The organism is Achromobacter sp. UMC46 (assembly GCF_014170335.1).
GTDB lineage: Bacteria > Pseudomonadota > Gammaproteobacteria > Burkholderiales > Burkholderiaceae_B > Achromobacter.
The window spans coordinates 133,487-155,711 of sequence record NZ_LZZS01000005.1; the positions used below are offsets into that span (position 1 = coordinate 133,487).

Below are 22,225 nucleotides of genomic sequence, written 5' to 3' on the forward strand. Positions count from 1 at the left end.
TAGCAAGGATTCAAAGGCGAGTTCCGCCTTGTTGCGCATCCTCGGGACGAACACCGTCCGGCGGCGCCCGCGAGGGGCCGCGCAAGGAATGCGTTAAGGGTGCGTAAGAAGGGAAGCTCGTGCCGGCGGCGGCGGAGCAGTCGTGCTGCAACCGCCCGGCCGCGCCGGCCGGGCCAGGGGATCATCCCCCTGCCCGGCTTGCAGGCTTAGGCGAAGTGCGCCTTCAGGTCTTCCAGGCCGCCAACCAGCGAACCGTTGATGAACACCTGGGGAGCGGTGCCCTTGCCGGACACGGCGCCGATGACACGGCCGCGGACCTTGTTTTCCAGCGGGATTTCGATCGGGGCGTAGCCCTTTTCTTCCAGCAGCGCCTTGGCTTCCACGCAGAACGGGCAGCCCGGCTTGGAGAACACGACCACCTGGTCGGGCTTCTTGGCCGTCGGGGCGATGTGCGCCAGCATCGTGTCGGCGTCCGACACTTCAAACGGGTCGCCTTCCTTTTCCGGCTCGATGAACATCTTCTGGACAACGCCGTCCTTCACCAGCATCGAATAGCGCCAGCTGCGCTTGCCGAAGCCCAGGTCGCTCTTGTCGACCAGCATGCCCATGCCGTCGGTGAATGCGCCGTTGCCGTCGGGCAGCAGCGTGATATTGGCCGATTCCTGATCCTTGGCCCATTCGTTCATGACGAAGGTGTCGTTGACCGACACGCAGACGATGCTGTCCACGCCGGCGTCGAAGAACGCGGGGGCCAGTTCGTTGTAGCGCGGCAGGTGGGTCGACGAGCAGGTCGGCGTGAAAGCGCCGGGAAGCGAGAAGACGACAACCGTCTTGTTCTTGAACAGATCGTCGGTCGTGACCTTCTTCCACGTGTTGTCCTCACGGACGGGGAACGTTACGTTCGGAACACGTTGGCCTTCGCGGTTTTGCAGCATTCAATCTCTCCTTGGGTAGCGGGGTTTGTTTAACCACCATGGAAAGAATGATAAATCGTAGCTATTAATTAATCAAATTTAATAAATTAAATTGATCGATAGATTTTAGCAATTAAGAAATTACCGCCGGAAAGCCGGGCCTATCATAACCCGGCCTTCCAGCGGGGCGGTCTCAGAGGCGGGTCGGCTCGTAGCCCGCGTCGCGGATGGCGGCTTCCAGCTTGTCGGCCTGATCCGTGCCCGTGATGGTGACGCGGTGCGTAGGCAGGTCCACCGCCACCGTGGCGCCCGGGGCCGCCTCGCTCACGGCGCCGGTGATGGTCTTCACGCAATGGCCGCAGGTCATGTCGGGGACTTGGAATTCGATGCTCATGGTTTTTCTCCGGATATTTCAGGGCGGTGGGCAACCTTTTGCACACCATGGATCGCAGCTTAAACGTTCCCATCATGTCAAGGTCAAGCGTAGAATGAACCTTGACCTTCCCATCATGGGAAGGATGAAACTGCAAGCTCCACTCCGAAACGAGAACCGCCATGAGCGTTGCCAACCCCTCCATCACCCAACTGGAACTCGCCATTGAAGGCATGACCTGTGCGTCGTGCGTCAAGCGCGTGGAAAAGGCCCTGTCCCATGTCCCCGGCGTCGCGCAGGCTCAGGTGAACCTGGCCACCGAGCGCGCCCTGGTGTCGTTCGACCCGGCCGCCGCCCAGCCGCAGGCCCTGGTCGACGCCGTCGTCAAGATGGGTTACGAGGCCCGCCCCATTGCGGCCCAGGACGACCACGCCGAGCGCCAGTCGCAAGCCCGCGACGCGGAAGCGCAGCGCTTGAAGCGCGCCTTCACCGTGGCGCTGGTGCTGACCTTGCCCGTTTTCCTGCTGGAAATGGGATCCCACCTGATTCCCGCCATGCACCACTGGGTGCTTGGCACGATCGGCCAGCAGAACAGCTGGCTGCTCCAGTTTGCGCTGACGACCGCCGTGCTGGTCTGGCCCGGACGGCATTTCTTCACCAAGGGTTTCACCGCCCTGTGGCGCCGTGCGCCTGAAATGAATTCGCTGGTGGCCTTGGGCGCCGGCGCCGCCTGGGGCTATTCCGTGGTGGCGACGTTCATGCCTGCCTGGCTGCCCGAGGCCTCGCGCAACGTCTATTACGAAGCCGCCGCCGTCATCGTGACCCTGATCCTGCTGGGGCGCATGCTGGAAGCGCGCGCCAAGGGCAAGACCGGCGCCGCCATCAAGCGCCTGATCGGCCTGCAGCCGCGCACCGCCCGCGTCATGCGCGACGGCCAGGCGATGGACGTCGAAATCGAAAAAGTGAAAACCGGCGACATCGTGGTCGTGCGTCCCGGCGAGAAGATCCCGCTGGACGGCGACATCATCGAAGGCACGTCCTACGTGGACGAGTCGATGCTGACGGGCGAACCCGTGCCGGTCGAAAAGCAGCCCGGCATGCAGGCCACCGGCGGCACCCTGAACACGTCCGGCAGCTTCACACTGCGCGTCACCCATACCGGCGCCGACACCATGCTGGCGCGCATCATCCGCATGGTGGAAGCCGCTCAGGGCGCGCGCCTGCCCATCCAGGCCCTGGTCGACCAGGTCACCGCGTGGTTCGTGCCCGCCGTGATGGCGGCCGCCCTGCTCACCTTCCTGACCTGGTTCTTCTTCGGCCCGTCGCCGGCGCTATCGCATGCGCTGGTCAACGCGGTGGCCGTGCTGATCATCGCCTGCCCCTGCGCCATGGGCCTGGCCACGCCGACCTCCATCATGGTGGGCACGGGCCGTGCAGCCGAAATGGGCGTGCTGTTCCGCCAGGGCGACGCCTTGCAGACGCTGCGCGACGTGAACGTGGTGGCCTTCGACAAGACCGGCACGCTGACGCTGGGCAAGCCCACGCTGACCGAACTGGAACCTGCGGCCGGCCATGACGGCCAGCAAGTGCTGCAGTGGGTCGCTTCGGTGCAGGCGCGTTCTGAACACCCGATCGCGCTCGCCATCGTGGCGGCCGCCGCCGAGCGCAAGATCGAACTCCTGCAGGCCGACGGCTTTGCCGCCATCACCGGCGCGGGCGTCGAAGCGACGGTCGCCGGGCGTCAAGTGCTGGCGGGCGCGGCGCGCCTGATGGCCGAACGTGGCGTGGACGTCAGCGCCTTTGGCGAACGGTCCGCGGATTGGGGCAACGAAGGCAAGACGCCCATTTATGTCGCCATCGACGGCCAGGCCGCCGCCATGATGGCCGTGACCGATCCGATCAAGCCGTCCGCCGTTTCGGCCATCGCCGCGCTGCATGCGCAAGGCCTGAAGACCGCCATGATCACCGGCGACAACCGCTACACGGCGCAGGCCGTCGCACGCCAGCTGGGCATCGACGAAGTGCGCGCCGAAGTGCTGCCCGACGGCAAGGTCGAAGCCATCGGCACGCTGCGCCAAGGCGGCCGCAAGGTGGCCTTCGTGGGCGACGGCATCAACGACGCGCCCGCGCTGGCCGCCGCCGATACCGGCATCGCCATCGGCACGGGCACCGACGTCGCCATCGAAGCCGCTTCGGTGGTGCTGATGGCCGACGACCTGCACGGGGTGCCCAACGCGATCGCGCTCAGCCGCGCCACGCTCGCCAACATCCGGCAGAACCTGTTCTGGGCGTTCGCCTACAACGCCGCCCTGATCCCGCTGGCGGCAGGCGCGCTGTACCCGGCGTTCGGCCTGTCTTTGTCGCCCATCTTCGCTGCCGGCGCGATGGCCCTGTCCAGCGTCTTCGTGCTGGGCAACGCCCTGCGCCTGAAGGCGTTCCGGCCGCGCGCCATCCAAGCCTGAAAAGGAGCATCACATGAACATCGGAGAAGCGTCCAAAAGCTCCGGCATTTCCGCCAAGATGATCCGCTACTACGAGAGCATCGGCCTGATCGGCCCGGCGGTGCGCACGGACTCGGGCTACCGCGTCTACAGCGACCACGACCTGCACACGCTGCGCTTCGTTCGCCGCGCGCGCGACCTCGGGTTCTCGGTCGAGCAGATGAACGAGCTGCTGGCGCTATGGAAGGACCGCAGCCGCGCCAGCGCCGACGTCAAGCGCATCGCGTTGGGGCATGTGGAGGAACTGGAGCGCAAGGCCCAGGCCTTGCGCGAGATGGCCGACACGTTGAAGCACCTGGCGAACAACTGCCATGGCGACGACCGGCCCGATTGCCCGATCCTGGAAAACCTGGGGCGCACGCATTAAGAACTGCCGCGCGGGGAAAGCCCACGCGAACGACTACGGGCCGGATATTCTCCGGCCCGCGTCGCGTAAGGATCAGCCCTGGGCTTGCCCGGCGGCTTCGGCCGTTTTCTCGGGCGCCTGCTCGGACGCTTGTTCTACCGCTTGTTCCGCCTCCGCCGCCACGCGGGCGTGGTACGCGTCGGTGGCGGCCTGCTTGGCGGCCGCCTTCTCTGCCGCCGCAGCGGCCTTGGCCTCTTCAGCCGCCACGGCATCCGCGGCCGCCTGGATCGCGCGCAGGCGGGCGCGTTCCTTCACTTCCAGCACGCCTGCGGCGTCCAGCGATTCGAACACGGCAATCGATTCCACATGGCCCGTGTGCGGGAACATGTTGATGACGCCGGCGCTCTTGAGCACATAGCCGCCTTCATGCACCAGGATGGCGGCATCGCGCGCCAGCGTGGCCGGATTACAGGACACGTAGACGATGCGGCGGGGCCGCTCTTCGGCCGTCAGTTCCGACAAGGCCTGCGACACGGCATGCGCGCCCTCGCGCGGCGGATCGATCAGCATGCGGTCGAAGTGGCCCAGGCTGCGCAGCCAATGCGCGTCCACTTCGAACAGGTTCAGCGTGGCGAAGCTGGTGCGGTCGCCCAGGCCGTGCCGCGAGGCGGCGTCGAACGCGCGGTCGGTCAGCGTCTTGCTGCCTTCCACGCCCACGGCTTCGCGCCCTTGGGTCGCCAGCGGCAAGGTGAAGTTGCCCAGCCCGCAGAACAGGTCGGCCACGCGGTCGGTGGGCTGCACGTCCAGCAGCTTCAGCGCGCGCGACACCATCGCGCGGTTGATGGCGTGGTTGACCTGCGTGAAGTCGGTAGGCCGGTACGGCATGCGCAGGCCGAATTCCGGCATGGTGTAGGCCAGCGTGTCGGCATGCTCGCGCTCCATCGGGTGCACCGTATCGGGGCCCTTGGACTGCAGCCACCATTGCACGTTGTGCTGGGCGGCGAAGGCGCGCAGGATGGCGATGTCGCCGTCGGTCAGCGGCAGCAGATGGCGCAGCACCAGCGCCGTCACGCCCTCGCCCAGCGACACTTCGATCTGCGGCATGCGGTCCGGCGCGGACATGGAGCCGATCATGGCGCGCAGCGGCATCAGCAGGTCGCTGACGTGGCGCGGCAGCACGTGGCATTCGCGCATGTCGGCGACGAAGCTGCTTTTGCGTTCGTGGAAACCCACCAGCACGCCGCCCTTTTTCGGCACGACCCGCACCGACAGGCGCGCACGGTAGCGGTAGCCCCAGGTCGGCCCCTGCAGCGGCGGCAGGATCAGCGCCGGGCGCAGTTTGCCGACATGCCAGAAGGTGTCCTCCAGCGAACGCTGCTTGATGGCGACTTGCGTGCTGGGCTCCAGATGCTGCATGGCACAGCCGCCACAGACGCCGAAGTGCGGACAGCGCGGCGTGACCCGCTGCGACGACGGGCGCATCACCTCGTCGACGCGGGCGATTTCATAAGACGGCTTGCGGCGCAGCGTAACGGTGGTCACCCGTTCGCCCGGCAGGGCCCCTTCCACGAACACCACTTTCCCGTCGCGACGGGCGATCCCCCTGGCTTCCAGGTCCAGGGACTCGATACTCAAAACGTCTGACATCTCACGCAGTCCAGAATTACACGCAACCCGGCATTGTAGAAGGACTCTGGCCATTCGCGAAAACGGTCGTCGACGGGGCCGGACCGCCCACGCGGGTGTCTGGCTTTCACACTGGCTGGCGGCCCGGCGCCCGCGACGATTGCAGCCACAACGCGGCCATTGCCGCCACGGCCGCCGCCGCGCCCGCCAGCGGCAGCGCCGGCAGACCCGCCCAAGCGATCGTCACGCTTCCTACCCCTCCGCCCACGGCCGTCCCCAGGTTGAACGACGCGATGTTCAAGCCCGCCGCGACCGCCGTGGATTCGGGCACGTGGCGCTGCGCCAGCTTCAGCAGGCGCAGCGTCAGCACGGTCACGGTGCAGAAGAACACCAGTCCCAGCGCGCCGGCCAGCGCCACGACCGCCCAGCCGGATTGCCGGAATCCGTATAGGCCCAGCAACGTCGCCGTCAGCCCGGCCAGCGCCAGCTGCGCCGCGCGGTCCGCGTCCATCTTGTCGACCAGGTAGCCGCCCAGCAGGTTGCCGGCAATGGAAAACACGCCGAACAGCAGCATGGCCGCGCTCAGCCCCCGCAGGTCCGCCCCCGTCACCTGCAGCAGGTACGGCGAAACGAAAGTGAAGAAGCAGAACGTCGCCACGCTGACCAGCGCGCCCACGCCCGCGGCGATCAGCATCCGGGGGTGGGCAATGGCCCGCAAGCCCGGCCCCACGCCAGGCCGGGCCGCCGGGAGGGCCGAAGCGGCCCCCTTGCCCGGCATGCACCACAACAGCCCCGCCAGACCGGCCAACGCCAGCACGCCGATGGCCGCGAATACCGCCCGCCAGGACCAGATGCTGCCCAGGAAGGTGCCCAACGGCACGCCCAACGCCAACGCCAGCGTGAGCCCGATCCACACCACGGCCACCGCCCGCCCCGCCCGCGCGTCGTCCACCAGCCGGGTGGCGGCATCCGACGCGACGGCCATGAAGGCGCCATGGGCCAGCCCCACCACGAAACGCACGCCCAGCAACACGGACAAGGTGCCCGACAGGCTCATCAGGACGCTGCCCACGACCAACACGGCCATGGACCACGCCAGGGTACGGCGGTCGGGCCAATGGACGACCAGTGCGGGGATCAACGGGGCGCCGATGGCAGCGCCAAAGGCGTAGGCGGCGATCGCGGTCCCGGCGGCCTCGATCTTGGCGTGCAGGCCATCGGCCATTGCCGACACCAGCCCGGCAACCACGAATTCAGACAGGCCGAATGCGAAGGTGCATACGGAGAAGACATAGATGGCGACAGGCATGGCACGTTCGGCTTCGACAAGAGAAGATGCCGAGCTTAGGAGGCCTGTACCGCTCCGTAAAATATATTATTTATGCGCCAATAAGACGATTTAAGTCTCATTCGACCGGATCCTCGGCCGCGATCCCAGGCGTTTGCAGGACTGCGCTGATCAACCGGTCGCGCACCGGGGAAGCCCGATCCGGATTCCAGCCCATCAGCAGATCCAGATACCGCAATGGCGCGGGCGCGTCGGCCACGATGGGCCGGAAGACGATATCGCCGCGCGCGGCTGGCGCCAGTGACGCGGGCAGCAAGGCTACCCCGAAACCGGCCGCCACCAACGCTGCGACGGTCTGCAACTGCCGGGCTTCTTGCGCCACCCGGGGCGTGAAGCCCGCCGTCTGGCAGAGCTGGATCAACTGGTCGTGAAAGCCCTGCCCCAACCGCCGCGGCGACGCCACGAAGGGTTCGTCCTTCAGTGCGGCCAATGCCACCACGGTTTCGGCCGCCAGGGGATGGTCGGCAGGCAGCGCCACCTGGATGGGTTCGCGCAGCAAGGTCTTGAACCGCAGGCTGGGCGTGGTGGCGCCGGGAGCGCGCATGAAGCCGATGTCCGCGCGGCCGGCCTCCAGGGCCTGGACCTGTTCGTGCGTCGTGGCCTCTTGCAGCGTGAACGCGACGGCCGGGTAGGCGCCACGGAAATCGCGCAGCGCGCGCAGCAGCGAGGCATACGGCGCGATGTTGATGAACGTCAGCGTCAGATGCCCGTCCATCCCCTGCGCCACGCGGCGGGCATGCGCCACGCCTTCTTCAAGCGAGGCCAGCATGCGCCGGGCGGATTCCAGGAAGGCGGTGCCCGCCGGCGTCAAGGCCACGCTGCGGTTGGTGCGTTCAAACAGCGTCGCGCCGATCTCGCCTTCCAGCCGGCGGATGGCCTGGCTAAGCGGCGGTTGCGCCATGTGCAGGCGCTCCGCGGCCCGATTGAAATGCAGCGTTTCCGCCACGGCGACAAACTGCCGCAACAAGCGGGTTTCGATCATGGGAGCGCCCACCCTCAAGCCTTGGGTCAGTCCAGCTCGGCCCGCGAGAACAGGTCCTGGATCTGACGCCAATCTTCACATGCGGCCTTGAATCCGATGACGAAGGCCTTCAAGGCTTCGCTGTCCGAAGAGTAGGCGCAGAACGTGTCCGCTTCGGGATCAAAATCAATCTGTTCAGAGAGCTCGGGCATTTTTTCATTCAGAAAAACCAGCGCCAATGACGCCCAGTCGTAGCCTGAACCCACAAAACCCTCTTGCCTGCGGCGGCGGAAGACCTCTTCCTTGTACTCCCCAACCGTGAGGGTGACTGAAAAGCTGCCTTCGTATTCCATCCAGGAAAAAGGCTTTATTGATTCTTCGAAATCGATGGTCACTGCGCTCAAAGCTCCTTGAATAGCTTGCCGCCACGACGGCGGCAAGGGTCGGTACCGCGCAAATATACCTTTGCGCGGCGCCGATAGCGCGACCATTAAAGGCAATTATCGGATTTCCCGCAACGTCAGGGCCGAATCGGCCGCTGCGCGGGGCGTCCACGGGGAAAACACCAACAGGCTGATCGCGGCCAGAATCAATGCACTGGCGGCACCGTAAGCCATGACCCATCCGAAACCGGACACGAGCGCGGATTGCAGCGTGCCAGCGCCCTGGCTGGCTGAGGAAATCAGCGCCTCGCGTTCCAGCACGGCCATGTCGCCGGCGGCGATCTTTTCCGCCACCAGGCGCAACGCCGGCCCGTCGGCCACCGCCAGGGCGTCAGCCAGGTACGCCGACACACCCTCGACCAGCACCAGGCCCATCAAGGCGATGCTGAACGCCAGCGACGTCATTCTGGCGCTCATGTCGGCCCCCGAAGCCATGCCCGCCCGCTCCCCCGGGACCGCGGCCGTGATCGTGTTGGCGACCGGCGTGTTCGTCAGCCCAAGGCCGACGCCAGCGACGATGCAGCCCGGCAGGATCCACCAGCCCGGTTGCGAGGAATGGCTGCCGGACACCATCAAGAGGAAGCCTGCGCCGATAAGGCTCAAGCCGGCGGGGATGACGAACCCCGGGTGATACCGCAGGGACAGTTTCTCGCCGACCGGCGGCATGAAGAGCGTGGGCAAGGTGTAGGCCAGCAGCGCGGCGCCGGTCTGCACGCTGTCGTACCCCAGACCGCCATGGAAGTAGATCGGCAGATAGATGATGAACGGCCAAAAGCTCAGATTCATGCCGACCGAGCCCGCAAGCGCCCCCGAGAAATCGCGGTTCCGGAACACCGCGAAATCGATCATCGGGTGGCGGCTGTTCTTCTCGGCGACGACGAACCCGATGAAGCAGACGGCCGACAAACCGATGATGCCCAGCGCCACCGGGCTGCCGAAGCCCAGCACCGGGCCCTGCGTCACGAACAGCACCAGGCAGAACACGGCCACGGACAGCGTCAGGATGCCCGCGATGTCCAGCGGCCGCACTTGCGGATCGCGTGATTCCTCGACCGCCGCATACGCCAGGGCCAGCGTAGCCACCGCCAGGGCGCCGTGGATCAGGAATACCCACTCCCAGCTCGTCAAGGCAAGGATGGCGCCACCTACGATCGGTCCGAAGCCCAATCCGACGCCGAAGATGATTCCCCACCACGAAAACGCCGCGCCCCGCTCGCGCCCGTCGCGGAACTGGCTGGACAGGATCGCCACTTGGCAGATCAGCATCATCGCGGCGCTGAGACCTTGCAGAAAGCGTGCCACGATCAGCACCCGGATGTCCTCGGTCAGCCCGCATACCAGCGACGTCACGCCGAAGGCGACGATGCCGATCATGAACAGGCGCTTGCGCCCGTAGCGGTCCGCCAACGTCCCCGTCGCCATCAAGATGGTCGTCATCGCGATCGTGTAGGCGGCCATCACCCACTGGAGCTGCCTGAAACTGGCGCCCATGGCCTGCTCGATCGTCGATAGCACCGGCGGCACGCTGGATATCTCCAGGCCCAGCATCAATGCGGAAAGGCAGATGGCGGCCAAGGCGAGCTTGCCCTGGCGGGAGGATACGGCGGTCATCGGTAGATCTCCAAGCTGAGTTGCACGCATGGTAGGCGGCAATCAACCATTCAGCAATGCTATGCTTGGATATATCAGTAATATCAATTACGGATAGATAATGAACCGACCCCTGCTGGATGTGGATGCCGTCCAGGCCTTCCTCGCCATCGCCGAATTCCGCAGCTTCACCAAAGCCGCCGACGCCCTGGGCAGCACCCAAGGCGCGATAAGCGTCAAGCTCAAGCGCCTGGAAACGCGGTTGGGCCACAAGCTGATCGAACGGACGCCGCGCCTGGTGCGCCTATCCGCGCAAGGAGCGATATTCGAGAACGCCGCACGCGAATTCGTGGCCGCGCATGATCGCGCGCTGGCGTCGCTGCACACCGAACGGCGGCACTTCAGGCTGGGCATCGCTTCGCATATGGCGGGGCCCGAAACCCCGACCTTGCTGGCCCGGCTACACCAGCGCGACCCGGCGTTGAGCATCGAGGTCCGGCTGGACAATTCGCACACGCTGCTGGACGCCTTCGACAACGGCGACCTGGAGGCCGTGATCGTCGGCCAGGAAGATGACCGCCGCGACGGCGAAGACCTCGGGCCCGAACATTTCAGCTGGTTCGCCGCGCCAGGCTTCGAATGGCGCGCCGGCGATCCGCTCAGGATGGCGGCCTTGATGCCGTGCTGCCAGGTCCGCAACACGGCGATCCAGGCGCTGGATCGAAGCGATATCGCCTGGAACGAGGTCTTTGTCGGCGGCGGCTACGCCGTGATGGCCGCCGTCTCTGCCGGCTTGGCGGTCGGCGCCCTGGCCTGCCGCCTGGCCCCGGCGGACACCATCGACGTCGGCGAGCGCTTTGCGCTGCCCGCCCTGCCTTCGTCTCGCGTCATGCTGCACTCGACGTTGACGGATTCGCGCTCGCGCGATGCGTTGCGGACCATCGCGGCCGCCTACCGCGAACACCGCAGCGTCAGGCAAGTGGCGCCGCAAGCCTAAAAAAAGGGGAATTGATGGGGACTGCCCATCAGGCAGTCTCCATCAATCCCCCAAAAGGCCGGCGCCTTTTCAAGGCGCCGCCACGGATTTCACATCAGAACGAGCGCGATACCGAGAAGACCGCACCCAGGCGGCCCGACGGGTGGCCGTATTTGGTGGGCAGCCAGTTGTCCTTGGTGGCCCCGACCGCGGCCAGGCCCAGCACCCAGCCCTTCAGGTCTTTGGTCACGCCGACCTTGTAGTCGACGTAATGGCCGATCGAATCGCCGTCCATGTTCGATTGGTTCTTCAGCTTCTGATAGCCCAGGTGCCCCAGCAGGCCCCAGCCGTCGCCCAGATCGAACGTGGCCGTGCCGTCCAGATACCAGGTGCCTTTGCTGTCCGGCGTGCTGAAGAAGTCGCTGGGCGTGTAGGAGTACTTCAGCGAGTAGTTGCCGTAAGAAGCGCCCAGGTAGAGGTCAGTGTTGTTGTAGTTGCCGCCCTTCGGGGAGCTGGAGCCCGGGTAGTAGTAGTGCAGCACGCCGGCGTCCAGCGTGAAGCCGCCGCCGACGTCGCCCTTCCAGCCGCCGTAGAAATCCATTTCCAGGTTGCCGTCGGTGAACACGAAGTTGGAGACGTTGGAGTTCCAGTTGCCCAGGTAGAAGCCGGAGCTGTGCGTCAGATCGATGCCCAGTTGCGCTGCGGGGCGGAAGTCGGTCTGCGAGTAGCCGCGGAACCGGTAGTCGCTGGCAATGGTGGCGTTGCCGCTAAGAGAAAAACCGCCCCCCAGATCGGTGGGTTCGGCTTGGGCCGTCGAGCCGAAACAAACGGCAAGCGCGAAAGGCAAGGCTAGCAACGTCTTCTTCATGGTGCGGAGTCCTGATCGGATTTAACGAGGAGGAGGACGGCCTTGCGGCGCATCCCTCTGACCGGTTTTGCGGCGGTTGGATACCGGCTCCCTTTCCCTTAAGCAATGTCCATGCCAGGTTTCAAACGGGTGACAAACGGCTGTCTGGCCGTTGAATCCCAACGCCCGCGCACCACAAGCGTGCAGACGCCGCCTGGCTGCTTGCTGCCTGTGCCTCAATATGGGGAATCCGCGCCAAGCTGGGGCGCGATGAGGGGAAAGCCGCTACCGGCAGCCGCTCCAGAAAGAAAAACCCCGGGTCGCGCAATCGCGCGATCCGGGGTTTGTTGCTCGGGCTGCGACGCCGTCGGGCGCCGCATGCCGGCCGCTTTGGCCGGCGGAGTTAGCTCGCCGGTGCCGGCGGCGGGGCGACGTCGCCCGCGGCCGGAGGCGGCGGCGTCGCGCCCCTGCCCTTGCCGCCATGGCGGCCTTCCATCTTGGCGTGGCGCTCCTGCATCTTGGCTTCGCGGTCCTTGACCAGCTTGGTCACCTGGCCGCGCTGGGTGTCGTTCAGGCTATCCCAGACGGCCAGCCACTGGTCGCGCACTTGCTGGCCTTGCGCCCGGAACTGGTCGCGCGTCTGGTCCGACTGCGCCATCAGGGCCCGCGGGTCGAGCTTGCCGCTGTCCAACTGCGACTTCAGCAGGTCGTGGCGCTTGCCGCCCGACGCCCGCATGGCTTCGTGCAGGCTGCGCTGGCTGTCCTGCGCGGTCTTGAACAGCGCTTGTTGCTTGTCGTCCAGCTTCAACTGGTCAACCTGCGCCTTGGAGACGGGGCCGATGCCGGGGACGAACAAGCCGTCGCGCATGCCCTTGTGGAACTCGCCGCGTTGACCGTGTTGCATGGCGGCCGGACCGCCATCAGCAGGAGGCGGCGGCGCAGCCATGACGGAACCGGCCACCAGACCGCCCGTTGCGGCGACAAATGCAAGAGCGGCCAAATTGGAGCGAATAGCGAATCGGGACATGTGGTGTCTCCTGAAAGTGAAGAAAGCGAGGCCATTGTGCGATCCGCCCGGTTTCAACCGGGTTTCGTCCCCGCCGTCCATGTTTCAGTCGATTGCGCAACCGTCGGACGTGAAGACGGGGCCTGACAGGCCCCGTGCTTCGTCCATCGCCAGCCCGCTCGACGCGTCAGGTCGCGTCCCAGGCCGCCATGTATTCCTTCCAATGCGGCGCGTCGCTGGCGGCCAGCGTATCGCGCACCAGGGCGATTTCGGCGTCATAGGCGGTGCGGTCCAGCTCGCCGCGCAAAAAGCGGAAGCGGCAGTACACCAGCCAGGTATTGACGACGTCGGTCTCGCAATAGGCGCGGACTTCGTCGGCGCGGCCCGTGCTCCAGGCCTCCCAGACCTTGCTGCCGTCCATCCCGAGCTTGCCGGGAAAGCCGCACAGCTTGGCCAAGTCGTCCAGCGGCGCGTTGGCGCGGCCGTTGTACTTGGCCAGCACGTCCATCAAGTCCAGATGGCGCGTGTGGTAGCGCGCGATGTAGTTGTTGAACTTGAAGTCGCGGTCTTCCTCGCCCATGTCCCAATAGCGCGGCGCGGGCACGCCCAGGATCAGGCTGCGGTAGTGCAGGACGGGCAGGTCGAAACCCGATCCGTTCCAGCTCACCAGTTTGGGCGTGTAGCGTTCGATGGTCTTGAAGAAGCCCGCCAGCAAGGCGGCCTCGGGATCATCGGGCTGGCCCAGCGTCTTGACGCGGAAGCCTTGGTCGTCGCGGAACACGCAACCCACCACCGCCACCTTGTGCAGGTGCAATGGCAGGAAGTCGTGCCCGACGGCTTCGCGGCGCGCGGTCAGCGCGCGTTCGACCACTTCCTGGTCCGGGACCTCGGGGCCCCAGCCGTTGAGCTTGCGCAGCCCATCGGCGTCGGGGATGGTTTCAAGGTCGAATACCAGGGTGGGCGTCATTTGGCGGGCAGGTACTGCATGGGGTCGACCGGCGTGCCTTGGCGACGGATCTCGAAATGCAGGCGCGGCGACGTCGTGTCGGTCTGGCCGAGCTCGGCGATCTTGGCGCCGCGCTTGACGTTCTGCCCCGTCTTCACCAGCAACGCGCGGTTGTGCGCATACGCGGTGATGAAACCGTTCTGGTGTTCGACGATGATCAAGTTGCCCAGGCCGCGCACGCCGTTGCCGCTGTACTTGACCAGGCCATCCGCCGCAGCGGTGATCGGGTCGCCCAGCGCGCCGGAAATGTCGATGCCCTTGCTGCTGGCGTTGAAGGTCTGCACGATCGCGCCATTGGCGGGCCAGGCCCAGTTGATGACGCTGGCATCCGCTGCGCGCGGGGAAGGCTTGACCTCGACCGGCGCGGGCGCCGGCGTGGCCGACGAATCCGGCGGCGGCAGCGATGCGACCGGCGCGTCGGGTTGATCCAGCGGCCTGGGCTGCGGCTTGGCGCTGGCGACAGGCGCCGTTTGCGCGCCGCCGCCCGACCCGCCGGACATCTTCAGCACCTGGCCGACCGAGATCTGGTTGGGGTCGCTGAGGTTGTTCCAGCGCTTGACGCTTTCGATATCCACGTTGTTGGAACGGGCGATCTTATAGAGCGTGTCGCCCGGCTTGACCACATAGCTGCCGCCGGGCTGAGCCGACGGCGAGGGTTGCCCGCCGGTCATGTCGACCACCGGTGCACGAGTACCTTTCGATGCGCAGCCGGCCAGAATGGCCAGGCTGAGCGCCCCCGCGATGAAGAGCGGGCGGCGCAGGCGCGTCATGGACGCGCCCTTAGTCATATCGGTCAGTTGCGACTGCCCGTTGAGCATACGTTTCTCCTGTTTGCTCAAGATTGTATTCCGGCACGTAGCGGCACAAAGCGCACGGCCTCTAATTCAGTGCGTTTCCAGCTGGCTGCGCCGGTGCGTTCGATCAGCACCAGGCGCTGGTTCGAGCCCCCTTCGGGAGCGATCAGGCGGCCACCCGGCGCAAGCTGCGTAAGCAGCGCTTGCGGAATGGCCAAGCCAGCGGCAGCCACAACGATAGCATCGAACGGGGCCACGCCGGGCAGGCCCAAGGTGCCGTCGCCGTAGATCAGACGAATACGCGTGGTCAGCCGCAAGGCGCGCAGATGCTCACGCGCGAGCTCGTAGAGGCCGCGGATGCGTTCGATCGAATGGACCTCGCGCACGAACTGCGCAAGCACCGCCGCCTGATAGCCGCAACCGGCGCCCACTTCGAGCACGCGGGTCGGCGTGCGGTCTTCGCACACGGCCGCGATCATGCGCGCCACCACCCAAGGCTGCGAGATGGTCTGCGAGTGCCCGATGGGCAACGCCGCGTCTTCATACGCGCGGCTGGCCAGCGCTTCATCGACGAACAGATGGCGCGGCACGGCGGACATGGCGTTCAGGACGCGCTCGTCGCTGACGCCCTGGCTGCGCAGGCGCTGCACCATCGCCTGGCGCAGGCGGTCGGAGTTCAGGCCCAGATTGCTGCCGGCGGCCGGCGCCGGCGCTTGCGCCTGGCGCGGCAAGGTGGCGGCCGAAATGCGGGTGTTGCTGTTGGCGGGCGTGACGCCGGGGCTGAGCCGGCCGGAGTCGTAGCGGACCGGACTGGGCCGGCCCGGCACCGCCTGGGATACGTCGGGTTGGCTTACGCGTTTGCGCATAGCGGCTCTGCCCAAGTGCGGATTTCATCCAGTTGGCTGTGCTGGGTCAGGTCCAGGCGCAGCGGCGTGACCGACACCATGCCCTGCTCCACCGCATGGAAATCCGTACCTGGGGCGGCATCGGCGGCCAGGCCGACCGGCCCGATCCAATAGACCGTGTCGCCATACGGCGTCGTGGTGCGCACCACGGGCTGCGACGGATGCCGCTTGCCCAGGCGCGTGACCGCGAAACCGTGCAGGTCGTCGAAGCGCCGGTTGGGGATGTTGACGTTCAGCAGCACCGGCGCCGCCAGGGGCTGGGCCAGATGCCGTTCCACGACCAGCCGGGCGGCGCGCGCGGCGGAATCGATGTGTTCCCAGCCTTTTTCGGCCAGCGAGAACGCGATGGACGGGATGCCGAACAGATAGCCTTCGCTGGCCGCGGCGACCGTGCCGGAGTACAGCGTGTCGTCGCCCATGTTGGCGCCGTTGTTGATGCCGGACACGACCAGGTCGGGCCGCGCGTCCATCAGCCCCGTCAACGCCACGTGGACGCAATCGGAAGGCGTGCCGCTGACGGCGATGAAGCCGTTGGACGCCGTGCGCACCGACAAGGGGCGGTTCAGCGTCAGGGAGTTTGAGGCGCCGCTATGGTTGGTCTCGGGCGCGACGACGGTTAAATCGCCCAAGCCTTGCAGCGCTGCTACCAGCGCTTCGAGCCCAGGGGCCGAGTAACCATCATCGTTCGAAACCAGAATTCGCATTGTGCATCCGAAAGAAAATAAAATGCGGGTGGACGTGTCGGATTGTACCGTCCGCAGCCTCACCCTGTATGCCGGTCTTGCCAGCCCCTGCCCACCGAGGCGCCGGCGCCACGCTCGATAACCCGTAGCCAGGGGCGGCGGCCGGCGCGGTAGAATCCGCGCCATTACGACAACAACGGATTCCCTCTCCATGGCGATTACCGAACCCTCCCTGGCGTTCACCGCTGCACTCATCGTGCTGGCTTACCTGATCGGCTCCGTGCCGTTCGCGGTGGTCGTCAGCAAGCTGATGGGGCTGCAAGACCCCCGTAGCTACGGGTCCAAGAACCCCGGCGCCACCAATGTGCTGCGTACCGGCAACAAGACGGCCGCCGCGCTGACCTTGCTGGGCGACGCCGCAAAGGGATGGTTCGCGATCTGGCTGGCCGAAAGGCTGGCCCCCGGCATGGCCCCGGCGGGCCTGGCCCTGGTGGCGCTGGCCGCCTTCGTGGGCCACTTGTACCCCGTTTTCCTGGGGTTCAAGGGCGGCAAGGGCGTGGCGACGGCGCTGGGCGTGCTGGTGGCGATCCAGCCCTGGCTGGCCGTGGCCACCGCGGCCACCTGGCTGATCATCGCCGTCTTCTTCCGCTATTCCTCGCTGGCCTCGCTGGTGGCGGCGTTCTTCGCCCCGGTGTATTACGTGTTCGGCTCGGGGCTGGCCTGGTATGCGCAACCGGCCATGGGCGTCGCGCTGGCGGTGATCGGCGTGCTGCTGTTCTACCGCCATCGCGCCAACATCACCCGCCTGATCCAGGGCACCGAAAGCAAGATCGGCGGCGGCAAGAAAAAGTAAGGCTTGCCCACGCTGAAAACGGGCGGCCTGCGGGCCGCCCGTTTTCATTGGACGATATCCGCCAGGTCCCAGCGCGGCTTGACCGTAAAGCCGTGCGCGTCGGGATCCAGCGTCGCCAGACCCGCCTTGACACGCTCGGCCGCCGCGAAGGCGATCATCGCGCCGTTGTCGGTACACAATTCCAGGGGCGGGAAATACGCCTGCGCCCGCAGCGGTTTCAGCGCGGCCGCCAGCTTGGCGCGCAGCAACTGGTTGGCGCCCACGCCGCCGGCCACCACCAGCCGGCGCAGGCCGGTCTGCTTCAAGGCCTTGATGGACTTGGCCGCCAGCACGTCGACAATCGCGCCCTGCGTGGCCGCCGCCAGGTCGGCGCGCGTCTGATCGTCCAGCCCGCCTTCCTTTTCGGCCGCCTTGACCCGCGTCAGCACCGCCGTCTTCAGGCCGCTGAAACTGAAATCCAGGTCGCCGCTGTGCAGCATCGGGCGGGGCAATTCAAACCGCGACGCGTCGCCCTGCCCCGCCAGCTTGGCCAAGGCCGGGCCGCCGGGATAGCCCAGCCCCATCAGCTTGGCCGATTTATCGAAGGCTTCGCCCGCAGCGTCGTCCAGCGTTTCGCCCAGCAATTCGTAGCGTCCCACCCCGTCCACGCGCATCAGCTGCGTATGGCCGCCGGACACCAGCAGCGCCACGAACGGGAATTCGGGCCGCGGATCGGCCAGCATCGGCGACAGCAGGTGGCCTTCCAGGTGGTGGATGCCGATGGCCGGCAGGTGCCGCGACCACGCGAACGACTGCGCCACGCTGGCGCCGACCAGCAAGGCGCCCGCCAGCCCGGGGCCGGCCGTGTAGGCGACGGCGCCGATGTCGGACATCTGCAGGCCGGCCTCTTCCAGCACCTGGCGGGTCAAAGGCACGACGCGGCGGATATGGTCGCGCGAGGCGAGTTCCGGCACCACGCCACCATATTCCTGGTGCATGGCGATCTGGGTATGCAGCGCGTGCGCGAGCAGTCCCCGTTCCGTACAGACGGCTGCGACACCGGTTTCGTCGCAGGAGCTTTCAAAGCCGAGAATAATCATGGCGGCAGAGTTTACAACTGATGCGAAAATACGCCTGTTTATGAAATCGCGGGGCCATCCGGCACCCGCCCACAACAACCTACAAGCCTGCAAAACACTGGGGACTCGAATGCTGGAGAAGCTATTCAAGCTGCGTGAACACGGGACCACCGCGCGTACCGAGATCGTGGCCGGTCTGACGACCTTCCTGACGATGTCATACATCATCTTCGTCAACCCGGACATCCTGTCGTCCACCGGCATGGACCGCGACGCCGTCTTCGTGGCGACCTGCCTGGCGGCCGCGTTGGGTTCGCTGGTGATGGCCCTGATCGCCAACTGGCCGATCGGGATGGCGCCGGGCATGGGCCTGAACGCCTTCTTCGCCTTCACCGTCGTCAAGACGATGGGCTACACCTGGGAGCAGGCGCTGGGCGCCGTGTTCATCTCGGGCGTGATCTTCCTGATCCTGACGATTTCGGGCATCCGGGTATGGCTGGTGAAAGGCATCCCGCATTCGCTGCGCAGCGCCATCGCGGCGGGCATCGGGCTGTTCCTCGCCATTATCGCGCTATCCAGCGCCGGCATCGTCGTCGCCCACCCGGCCACCAAGGTCTCTTTGGGCAACCTGACGACCCACGGCCCGCTGTTCGCGATCCTGGGCTTCTTCATCATCGCCTCGCTGGACGCGCTGCGCGTGCGCGGCGCGATCCTGATCGGCATCATCGTCGTCACCGTGCTGTCGATGGCGCTGGGCTACAACGAGTTCAAGGGCATTTTTTCGGCCCCGCCCAGCCTGGCCCCCACGTTCATGAAGCTGGACATCCTGGGCGCGCTGCATAGCGGCTTCGTGCATGTGATCCTGGTGTTCGTGCTGGTCGAGGTGTTCGACGCCACCGGCACGCTGGTGGGCGTGGCCAAACGCGCCGGCCTGGTGCCGGAAGGCCGACCCAACCGCCTGGGCCGCGCGCTGTTCGCCGACAGCACCGCCATCGTCGCCGGTTCCGCGCTGGGCACCAGCAGCACCACCGCCTTCGTCGAAAGCGCGTCGGGCGTGCAGGCCGGCGGCCGCACGGGCATGACCGCGCTGGTCGTCGCCCTGCTGTTCCTGGCCGCGCTGTTCATTTCGCCGCTGGCCGGCGCCGTGCCCGCCTACGCCACCGCGCCCGCCCTGCTCTACGTGGCTGGCCTGATGATGCGCGAGCTGATCGACATCGACTGGAACGAAGTCACGGAAGCCACGCCGGCCGCCCTGACCGCGCTGGTCATGCCGTTCACGTATTCGATCGCCAACGGCATCGCCTTCGGCTTCATCAGCTATGTGGTGCTGAAGACGGCGACCGGCAAGGTCCGCGACGTGCACCCGGCCACGTGGCTGGTGGCGGTGCTGTTCGTGATCCGCTACGCGTTCTTCCCCGAATAGGCCGCACCGGCCCAAGCTGTAACCCAAAGCCGCCCGGCGCCTGGCCGTGGCGGCTTTTTATTTGCGCCGGGCCCTCTCAATAGCTCCTATAGTCTGCGCCAATACAACCCGCCCGCCCATAAGGTTGCTGCCTTGGCAGGTTGAATTCGCCGATACACTCCCCATGTATCACGGTATATGGAGTTCACCTTGCGCCTTACCCGCTTTGCCGCCGCGTTGCCGCCCTGTCCCGCCTTTCGTACGGAGATGTCCGCATGAGCACCCTCGCGCGCATCCCGTTTTCGGTCCTGGACCTGGCCCCAATTGTGCAGGGCCGTGACGCGGCCGATGCCTTCCGCAACACCGTGGCCGTCGCCCAGCATGTGGAGCGCCTGGGCTACAAGCGCTTCTGGCTGGCCGAACACCACAATATCAACGGCGTGGCCTCCAGCGCCACCGCCGTGCTGATCGGCCATGTGGCCAGCCATACCCGCACGCTGCGCGTGGGTTCCGGCGGCATCATGCTGCCCAACCACGCGCCGCTGATCATCGCCGAACAGTTCGGCACGCTGGAAACGCTGTACCCCGGCCGCATCGACCTGGGCCTGGGCCGCGCGCCAGGCAGTGATGGCGCAACGCAGCATGCCCTGCGCCGCGGACCGCGCAGCGGCCTGGAGTTTCCCGCGCTGGTCGAAGAGTTGCGGGGCTTCCTGGCCGCCTCCCGCCCCAGCCAGCCGGTGCGCGCCATCCCCGGCGAAGGCCTGGATATTCCCATCTGGCTGCTGGGATCCAGCGATTTCAGCGCCCGCCTGGCCGCGGAATTGGGCCTGCCGTTCTCGTTCGCGGGCCATTTTTCGCCCGAAGGCATGGCGGCGATGCGCCTGTACCGGCACCTGTTCAAGCCGTCGGCCACATTGTCGCGCCCGTACGCCATGATCGGCGTGCCGGTCGTGGCAGCCGAATCCGACGAGGCCGCCCAGCGTCAGGCGACCACGCAGCAGCTGAAATTCCTGTCGCTGGTGCGCGGCAACCGCCTGCAACTGCAGCCGCCCGTCGACAGCATGGACGGCTTGTGGAACGAATGGGAGCGTGAAGCGGTCAATCAAAGACTGGGCGCGTCCATCGTCGGCGGACCCGACACCGTCAAGCGCCGGCTGGAAGCGCTGGTGGCCGAAACGGAAGCCGACGAGGTCATGATCGTGTCCGACTTCTTCGACATCGCCGACCGCCTGCGCTCTTTCGAAATTGTCGCGTCGTTGAAGAACGATGCGGGAGTCTCGACAAAAACCGCGGCCTGACCGCCGCCGACTGCGCTCTCCATAGCGCCAACCATTGCGACGCCGCCATCGGCGGATCTACTATTGTCCGTAGAGCGCGTGGCACCTGAAGCGTCGCCGAATCAGGTCCGGGGCAGGAACATCCCGGGTCGCTGACACCGCCTTTTTTGCCGCCTGGCCGCCCCAAGGCAAAAAAACGCCCCTTTGGGGGGCAGTAAGCACGTGAAACGTGCGTGGCGTGGGGGCCTTTTATTACGCCGCGCTCCGCGGCAAGGATCCAAAATGAGTATTGTTGAACTCACCAAAGACAGCTTCCAGGACGCCATCACCCCCGACGGCACCCTGATCGTCGACTTCTGGGCTCCCTGGTGCGGCCCCTGCCGTGGTTTTGCTCCCGTCTTCGAGCAAGCCGCGACCGAGCACACCGACGTCACGTTCGCCAAGGTGAACACCGACGTAGAGCAGGAATTGGCCGGCGCCCTGGGCATTCGTTCGATCCCCACGCTGATGGTCTTCCGTGAGAAAGTCCTGCTGTTCTCGCAACCCGGCGCCTTGTCGGGCGGCCAGCTGAACGAGCTGCTCGCCAAGATCAAGGAAGTGGACATGGAAAAGGTCCACCAGGAAATCGCCGCGGCGCAAGACAGCCAAAACGCGTAAACGTGCAAAGGGGCCCGATCCAGGGCCCCTTTCTCTTGCTGGCGCGCCAACAGGCCCGGATCACGGCACCCGTTCCCAGGCTGCGCGCCCCCTTGTGATGTTGGCGACGGTGACCTCAAGGTCACCCGCCACGGCGCTAGGCACCACGAAGCCCAGCACGACGCCGTCTTCGTTGAAATCTTCTTGTTGAATGACCGCGCCCGCTTGCGCCAGGCGCGACTTCAGCAGCGCCAATTCGGCAAAACCGCAGCTGCAGGTGATGGTGGCCAGATCCACGATTTCGGTCCTTTCGCCCAGACGCAGGCAATTCGCCGCGCATCCCCCGTAGGCCCGCACCAGTCCGCCCGCCCCCAGCTTGATGCCGCCATACCAGCGCACCACCAGCACGGCCACGCGGTCCATGTCCTGGCCTTCGATCGCTTGAAGGATGGGCCGGCCGGCGGTGCCGCCGGGTTCGCCGTCGTCATTGAACCGGTATTCCTGCCCGATGCGGTAGGCCCAGCAGTTGTGGGTGGCTTCCGGGTCGCTGCGCTCGGCGAAGAACCGCATCGCCTCTTCCACCGTCGACACGGGCGCGGCGTAGGCGGCAAAGCGGCTTTTCTTGATGTCTTCCTGATACGAGCAAGGAACGGTCAACGTATGCGTCATGCCCGGCATTG

22 protein-coding genes are annotated in these 22,225 nt (G+C 66.2%); 7 read left to right on the forward strand and 15 right to left on the reverse strand.

From position 1 onward, the window contains the following. Positions 1–206: 206 nt before the first annotated feature. The gene (locus A9973_RS08300) at positions 207–935 is read right to left on the reverse strand and encodes a glutathione peroxidase (protein WP_183013304.1); all 729 of its coding nucleotides are present in this window, start codon (positions 933–935) and stop codon (positions 207–209) included. 172 nt (positions 936–1,107) lie between these two features. Next, the gene (locus tag A9973_RS08305; RefSeq protein ID WP_183013305.1) at positions 1,108–1,308 is read right to left on the reverse strand and encodes a heavy-metal-associated domain-containing protein; all 201 of its coding nucleotides are present in this window, start codon (positions 1,306–1,308) and stop codon (positions 1,108–1,110) included. Between the two features lie 161 nt (positions 1,309–1,469). Between A9973_RS08305 and A9973_RS08310 the strand changes: the two genes are divergently transcribed. Together A9973_RS08310 and cueR are read left to right on the forward strand one after the other, a co-directional pair. After that, positions 1,470–3,749: a heavy metal translocating P-type ATPase gene (locus tag A9973_RS08310; RefSeq protein ID WP_183013306.1), complete on the forward strand. Its 2,280-nt coding sequence runs from the start codon at positions 1,470–1,472 to the stop codon at positions 3,747–3,749. A 13-nt stretch (positions 3,750–3,762) separates the two neighbouring features. Beyond that, positions 3,763–4,155, forward strand: coding sequence for a Cu(I)-responsive transcriptional regulator (gene cueR, locus A9973_RS08315; protein ID WP_183013307.1), 393 nt, complete (start codon positions 3,763–3,765; stop codon positions 4,153–4,155). Positions 4,156–4,227: 72 nt separating this feature from the next. On the opposite strand, the gene rlmD is transcribed toward cueR, so the two are convergent. From rlmD to A9973_RS08340, 5 genes are all read right to left on the reverse strand, one after another. After that, positions 4,228–5,781 (reverse strand): 23S rRNA (uracil(1939)-C(5))-methyltransferase RlmD, encoded by a 1,554-nt coding sequence (gene rlmD / locus A9973_RS08320; RefSeq protein ID WP_183013308.1) that lies wholly within the window; start codon positions 5,779–5,781, stop codon positions 4,228–4,230. Between the two features lie 106 nt (positions 5,782–5,887). After that, positions 5,888–7,069, reverse strand: a complete 1,182-nt coding sequence (locus A9973_RS08325; protein WP_183013309.1) for an MFS transporter — start codon at positions 7,067–7,069, stop codon at positions 5,888–5,890. 97 nt (positions 7,070–7,166) lie between these two features. Beyond that, positions 7,167–8,090, reverse strand: a complete 924-nt coding sequence (locus tag A9973_RS08330) for a LysR substrate-binding domain-containing protein (protein WP_183013310.1) — start codon at positions 8,088–8,090, stop codon at positions 7,167–7,169. 26 nt (positions 8,091–8,116) lie between these two features. Continuing rightward, positions 8,117–8,464, reverse strand: a complete 348-nt coding sequence (locus tag A9973_RS08335) for an immunity 51 family protein (protein WP_370539463.1) — start codon at positions 8,462–8,464, stop codon at positions 8,117–8,119. 105 nt (positions 8,465–8,569) lie between these two features. After that, the gene (locus A9973_RS08340; protein WP_183013311.1) at positions 8,570–10,123 is read right to left on the reverse strand and encodes an MFS transporter; all 1,554 of its coding nucleotides are present in this window, start codon (positions 10,121–10,123) and stop codon (positions 8,570–8,572) included. Between the two features lie 100 nt (positions 10,124–10,223). On the opposite strand from A9973_RS08340, the gene A9973_RS08345 reads away from it, so the two are divergent. Further along, complete coding sequence (locus A9973_RS08345; RefSeq protein ID WP_183013312.1) at positions 10,224–11,099, forward strand: LysR family transcriptional regulator; 876 nt, start codon at positions 10,224–10,226, stop codon at positions 11,097–11,099. Between the two features lie 94 nt (positions 11,100–11,193). Here the strand turns inward: A9973_RS08345 and A9973_RS08350 are convergent, their stop codons facing one another. The 6 genes from A9973_RS08350 to surE form a co-directional block, all read right to left on the reverse strand. After that, positions 11,194–11,946: a TorF family putative porin gene (locus A9973_RS08350; RefSeq protein ID WP_183013313.1), complete on the reverse strand. Its 753-nt coding sequence runs from the start codon at positions 11,944–11,946 to the stop codon at positions 11,194–11,196. 382 nt (positions 11,947–12,328) lie between these two features. Further along, positions 12,329–12,952, reverse strand: a complete 624-nt coding sequence (locus A9973_RS08355) for a hypothetical protein (RefSeq protein WP_183013314.1) — start codon at positions 12,950–12,952, stop codon at positions 12,329–12,331. A gap of 166 nt (positions 12,953–13,118) precedes the next feature. Further along, positions 13,119–13,898, reverse strand: coding sequence for a 3'-5' exonuclease (locus A9973_RS08360; protein WP_183013315.1), 780 nt, complete (start codon positions 13,896–13,898; stop codon positions 13,119–13,121). After that, entirely contained in the window at positions 13,895–14,755 is an 861-nt protein-coding gene (locus A9973_RS08365; RefSeq protein WP_183013316.1) for a peptidoglycan DD-metalloendopeptidase family protein, read from the reverse strand. The genes A9973_RS08360 and A9973_RS08365 overlap by 4 nt, the downstream gene beginning before the upstream one ends. 17 nt (positions 14,756–14,772) lie before the next feature. Beyond that, positions 14,773–15,597 carry a protein-L-isoaspartate(D-aspartate) O-methyltransferase gene (locus A9973_RS08370; RefSeq protein WP_183013317.1) on the reverse strand — a complete coding sequence of 275 codons (825 nt, stop codon included), beginning with the start codon at positions 15,595–15,597 and terminating at the stop codon, positions 14,773–14,775. Next, positions 15,582–16,340, reverse strand: coding sequence for a 5'/3'-nucleotidase SurE (surE, locus tag A9973_RS08375; RefSeq protein WP_183013318.1), 759 nt, complete (start codon positions 16,338–16,340; stop codon positions 15,582–15,584). The genes A9973_RS08370 and surE overlap by 16 nt, the downstream gene beginning before the upstream one ends. A 190-nt stretch (positions 16,341–16,530) precedes the next feature. On the opposite strand from surE, the gene plsY reads away from it, so the two are divergent. Then, positions 16,531–17,172: a glycerol-3-phosphate 1-O-acyltransferase PlsY gene (gene plsY, locus A9973_RS08380; protein WP_183013319.1), complete on the forward strand. Its 642-nt coding sequence runs from the start codon at positions 16,531–16,533 to the stop codon at positions 17,170–17,172. Between the two features lie 44 nt (positions 17,173–17,216). Here the strand turns inward: plsY and tsaD are convergent, their stop codons facing one another. Next, on the reverse strand, positions 17,217–18,251 hold the full coding sequence (tsaD, locus tag A9973_RS08385) for a tRNA (adenosine(37)-N6)-threonylcarbamoyltransferase complex transferase subunit TsaD (RefSeq protein ID WP_183013320.1): 1,035 nt from the start codon (positions 18,249–18,251) through the stop codon (positions 17,217–17,219). Between the two features lie 109 nt (positions 18,252–18,360). On the opposite strand from tsaD, the gene A9973_RS08390 reads away from it, so the two are divergent. The 3 genes from A9973_RS08390 (at position 18,361) to A9973_RS08400 (ending at position 21,566) form a co-directional block, all read left to right on the forward strand. Beyond that, positions 18,361–19,653 carry an NCS2 family permease gene (locus A9973_RS08390; protein WP_183013321.1) on the forward strand — a complete coding sequence of 431 codons (1,293 nt, stop codon included), beginning with the start codon at positions 18,361–18,363 and terminating at the stop codon, positions 19,651–19,653. 254 nt (positions 19,654–19,907) lie between these two features. After that, positions 19,908–20,930 carry an LLM class flavin-dependent oxidoreductase gene (locus tag A9973_RS08395; RefSeq protein WP_183013322.1) on the forward strand — a complete coding sequence of 341 codons (1,023 nt, stop codon included), beginning with the start codon at positions 19,908–19,910 and terminating at the stop codon, positions 20,928–20,930. Between the two features lie 261 nt (positions 20,931–21,191). Continuing rightward, positions 21,192–21,566: a co-chaperone YbbN gene (locus tag A9973_RS08400; RefSeq protein WP_006222300.1), complete on the forward strand. Its 375-nt coding sequence runs from the start codon at positions 21,192–21,194 to the stop codon at positions 21,564–21,566. A 60-nt stretch (positions 21,567–21,626) separates the two neighbouring features. Here the strand turns inward: A9973_RS08400 and A9973_RS08405 are convergent, their stop codons facing one another. Then, positions 21,627–22,214: a YigZ family protein gene (locus tag A9973_RS08405; RefSeq protein ID WP_183013323.1), complete on the reverse strand. Its 588-nt coding sequence runs from the start codon at positions 22,212–22,214 to the stop codon at positions 21,627–21,629. Positions 22,215–22,225 lie beyond the last annotated feature (11 nt).

Coding starts and splice junctions, on each gene's coding strand:
- A9973_RS08300 (WP_183013304.1), bottom strand. CDS start 935: ATGCTGCAAAACCGCGAAGGCCAACGTGTTCCGAACGTAACGTTCCCC.
- A9973_RS08305 (WP_183013305.1), bottom strand. CDS start 1,308: ATGAGCATCGAATTCCAAGTCCCCGACATGACCTGCGGCCATTGCGTG.
- A9973_RS08310 (WP_183013306.1), top strand. CDS start 1,470: ATGAGCGTTGCCAACCCCTCCATCACCCAACTGGAACTCGCCATTGAA.
- cueR (WP_183013307.1), top strand. CDS start 3,763: ATGAACATCGGAGAAGCGTCCAAAAGCTCCGGCATTTCCGCCAAGATG.
- rlmD (WP_183013308.1), bottom strand. CDS start 5,781: ATGTCAGACGTTTTGAGTATCGAGTCCCTGGACCTGGAAGCCAGGGGG.
- A9973_RS08325 (WP_183013309.1), bottom strand. CDS start 7,069: ATGCCTGTCGCCATCTATGTCTTCTCCGTATGCACCTTCGCATTCGGC.
- A9973_RS08330 (WP_183013310.1), bottom strand. CDS start 8,090: ATGATCGAAACCCGCTTGTTGCGGCAGTTTGTCGCCGTGGCGGAAACG.
- A9973_RS08340 (WP_183013311.1), bottom strand. CDS start 10,123: ATGACCGCCGTATCCTCCCGCCAGGGCAAGCTCGCCTTGGCCGCCATC.
- A9973_RS08345 (WP_183013312.1), top strand. CDS start 10,224: ATGAACCGACCCCTGCTGGATGTGGATGCCGTCCAGGCCTTCCTCGCC.
- A9973_RS08350 (WP_183013313.1), bottom strand. CDS start 11,946: ATGAAGAAGACGTTGCTAGCCTTGCCTTTCGCGCTTGCCGTTTGTTTC.
- A9973_RS08355 (WP_183013314.1), bottom strand. CDS start 12,952: ATGTCCCGATTCGCTATTCGCTCCAATTTGGCCGCTCTTGCATTTGTC.
- A9973_RS08360 (WP_183013315.1), bottom strand. CDS start 13,898: ATGACGCCCACCCTGGTATTCGACCTTGAAACCATCCCCGACGCCGAT.
- A9973_RS08365 (WP_183013316.1), bottom strand. CDS start 14,755: ATGCTCAACGGGCAGTCGCAACTGACCGATATGACTAAGGGCGCGTCC.
- A9973_RS08370 (WP_183013317.1), bottom strand. CDS start 15,597: ATGCGCAAACGCGTAAGCCAACCCGACGTATCCCAGGCGGTGCCGGGC.
- surE (WP_183013318.1), bottom strand. CDS start 16,340: ATGCGAATTCTGGTTTCGAACGATGATGGTTACTCGGCCCCTGGGCTC.
- plsY (WP_183013319.1), top strand. CDS start 16,531: ATGGCGATTACCGAACCCTCCCTGGCGTTCACCGCTGCACTCATCGTG.
- tsaD (WP_183013320.1), bottom strand. CDS start 18,251: ATGATTATTCTCGGCTTTGAAAGCTCCTGCGACGAAACCGGTGTCGCA.
- A9973_RS08390 (WP_183013321.1), top strand. CDS start 18,361: ATGCTGGAGAAGCTATTCAAGCTGCGTGAACACGGGACCACCGCGCGT.
- A9973_RS08395 (WP_183013322.1), top strand. CDS start 19,908: ATGAGCACCCTCGCGCGCATCCCGTTTTCGGTCCTGGACCTGGCCCCA.
- A9973_RS08400 (WP_006222300.1), top strand. CDS start 21,192: ATGAGTATTGTTGAACTCACCAAAGACAGCTTCCAGGACGCCATCACC.
- A9973_RS08405 (WP_183013323.1), bottom strand. CDS start 22,214: ATGACGCATACGTTGACCGTTCCTTGCTCGTATCAGGAAGACATCAAG.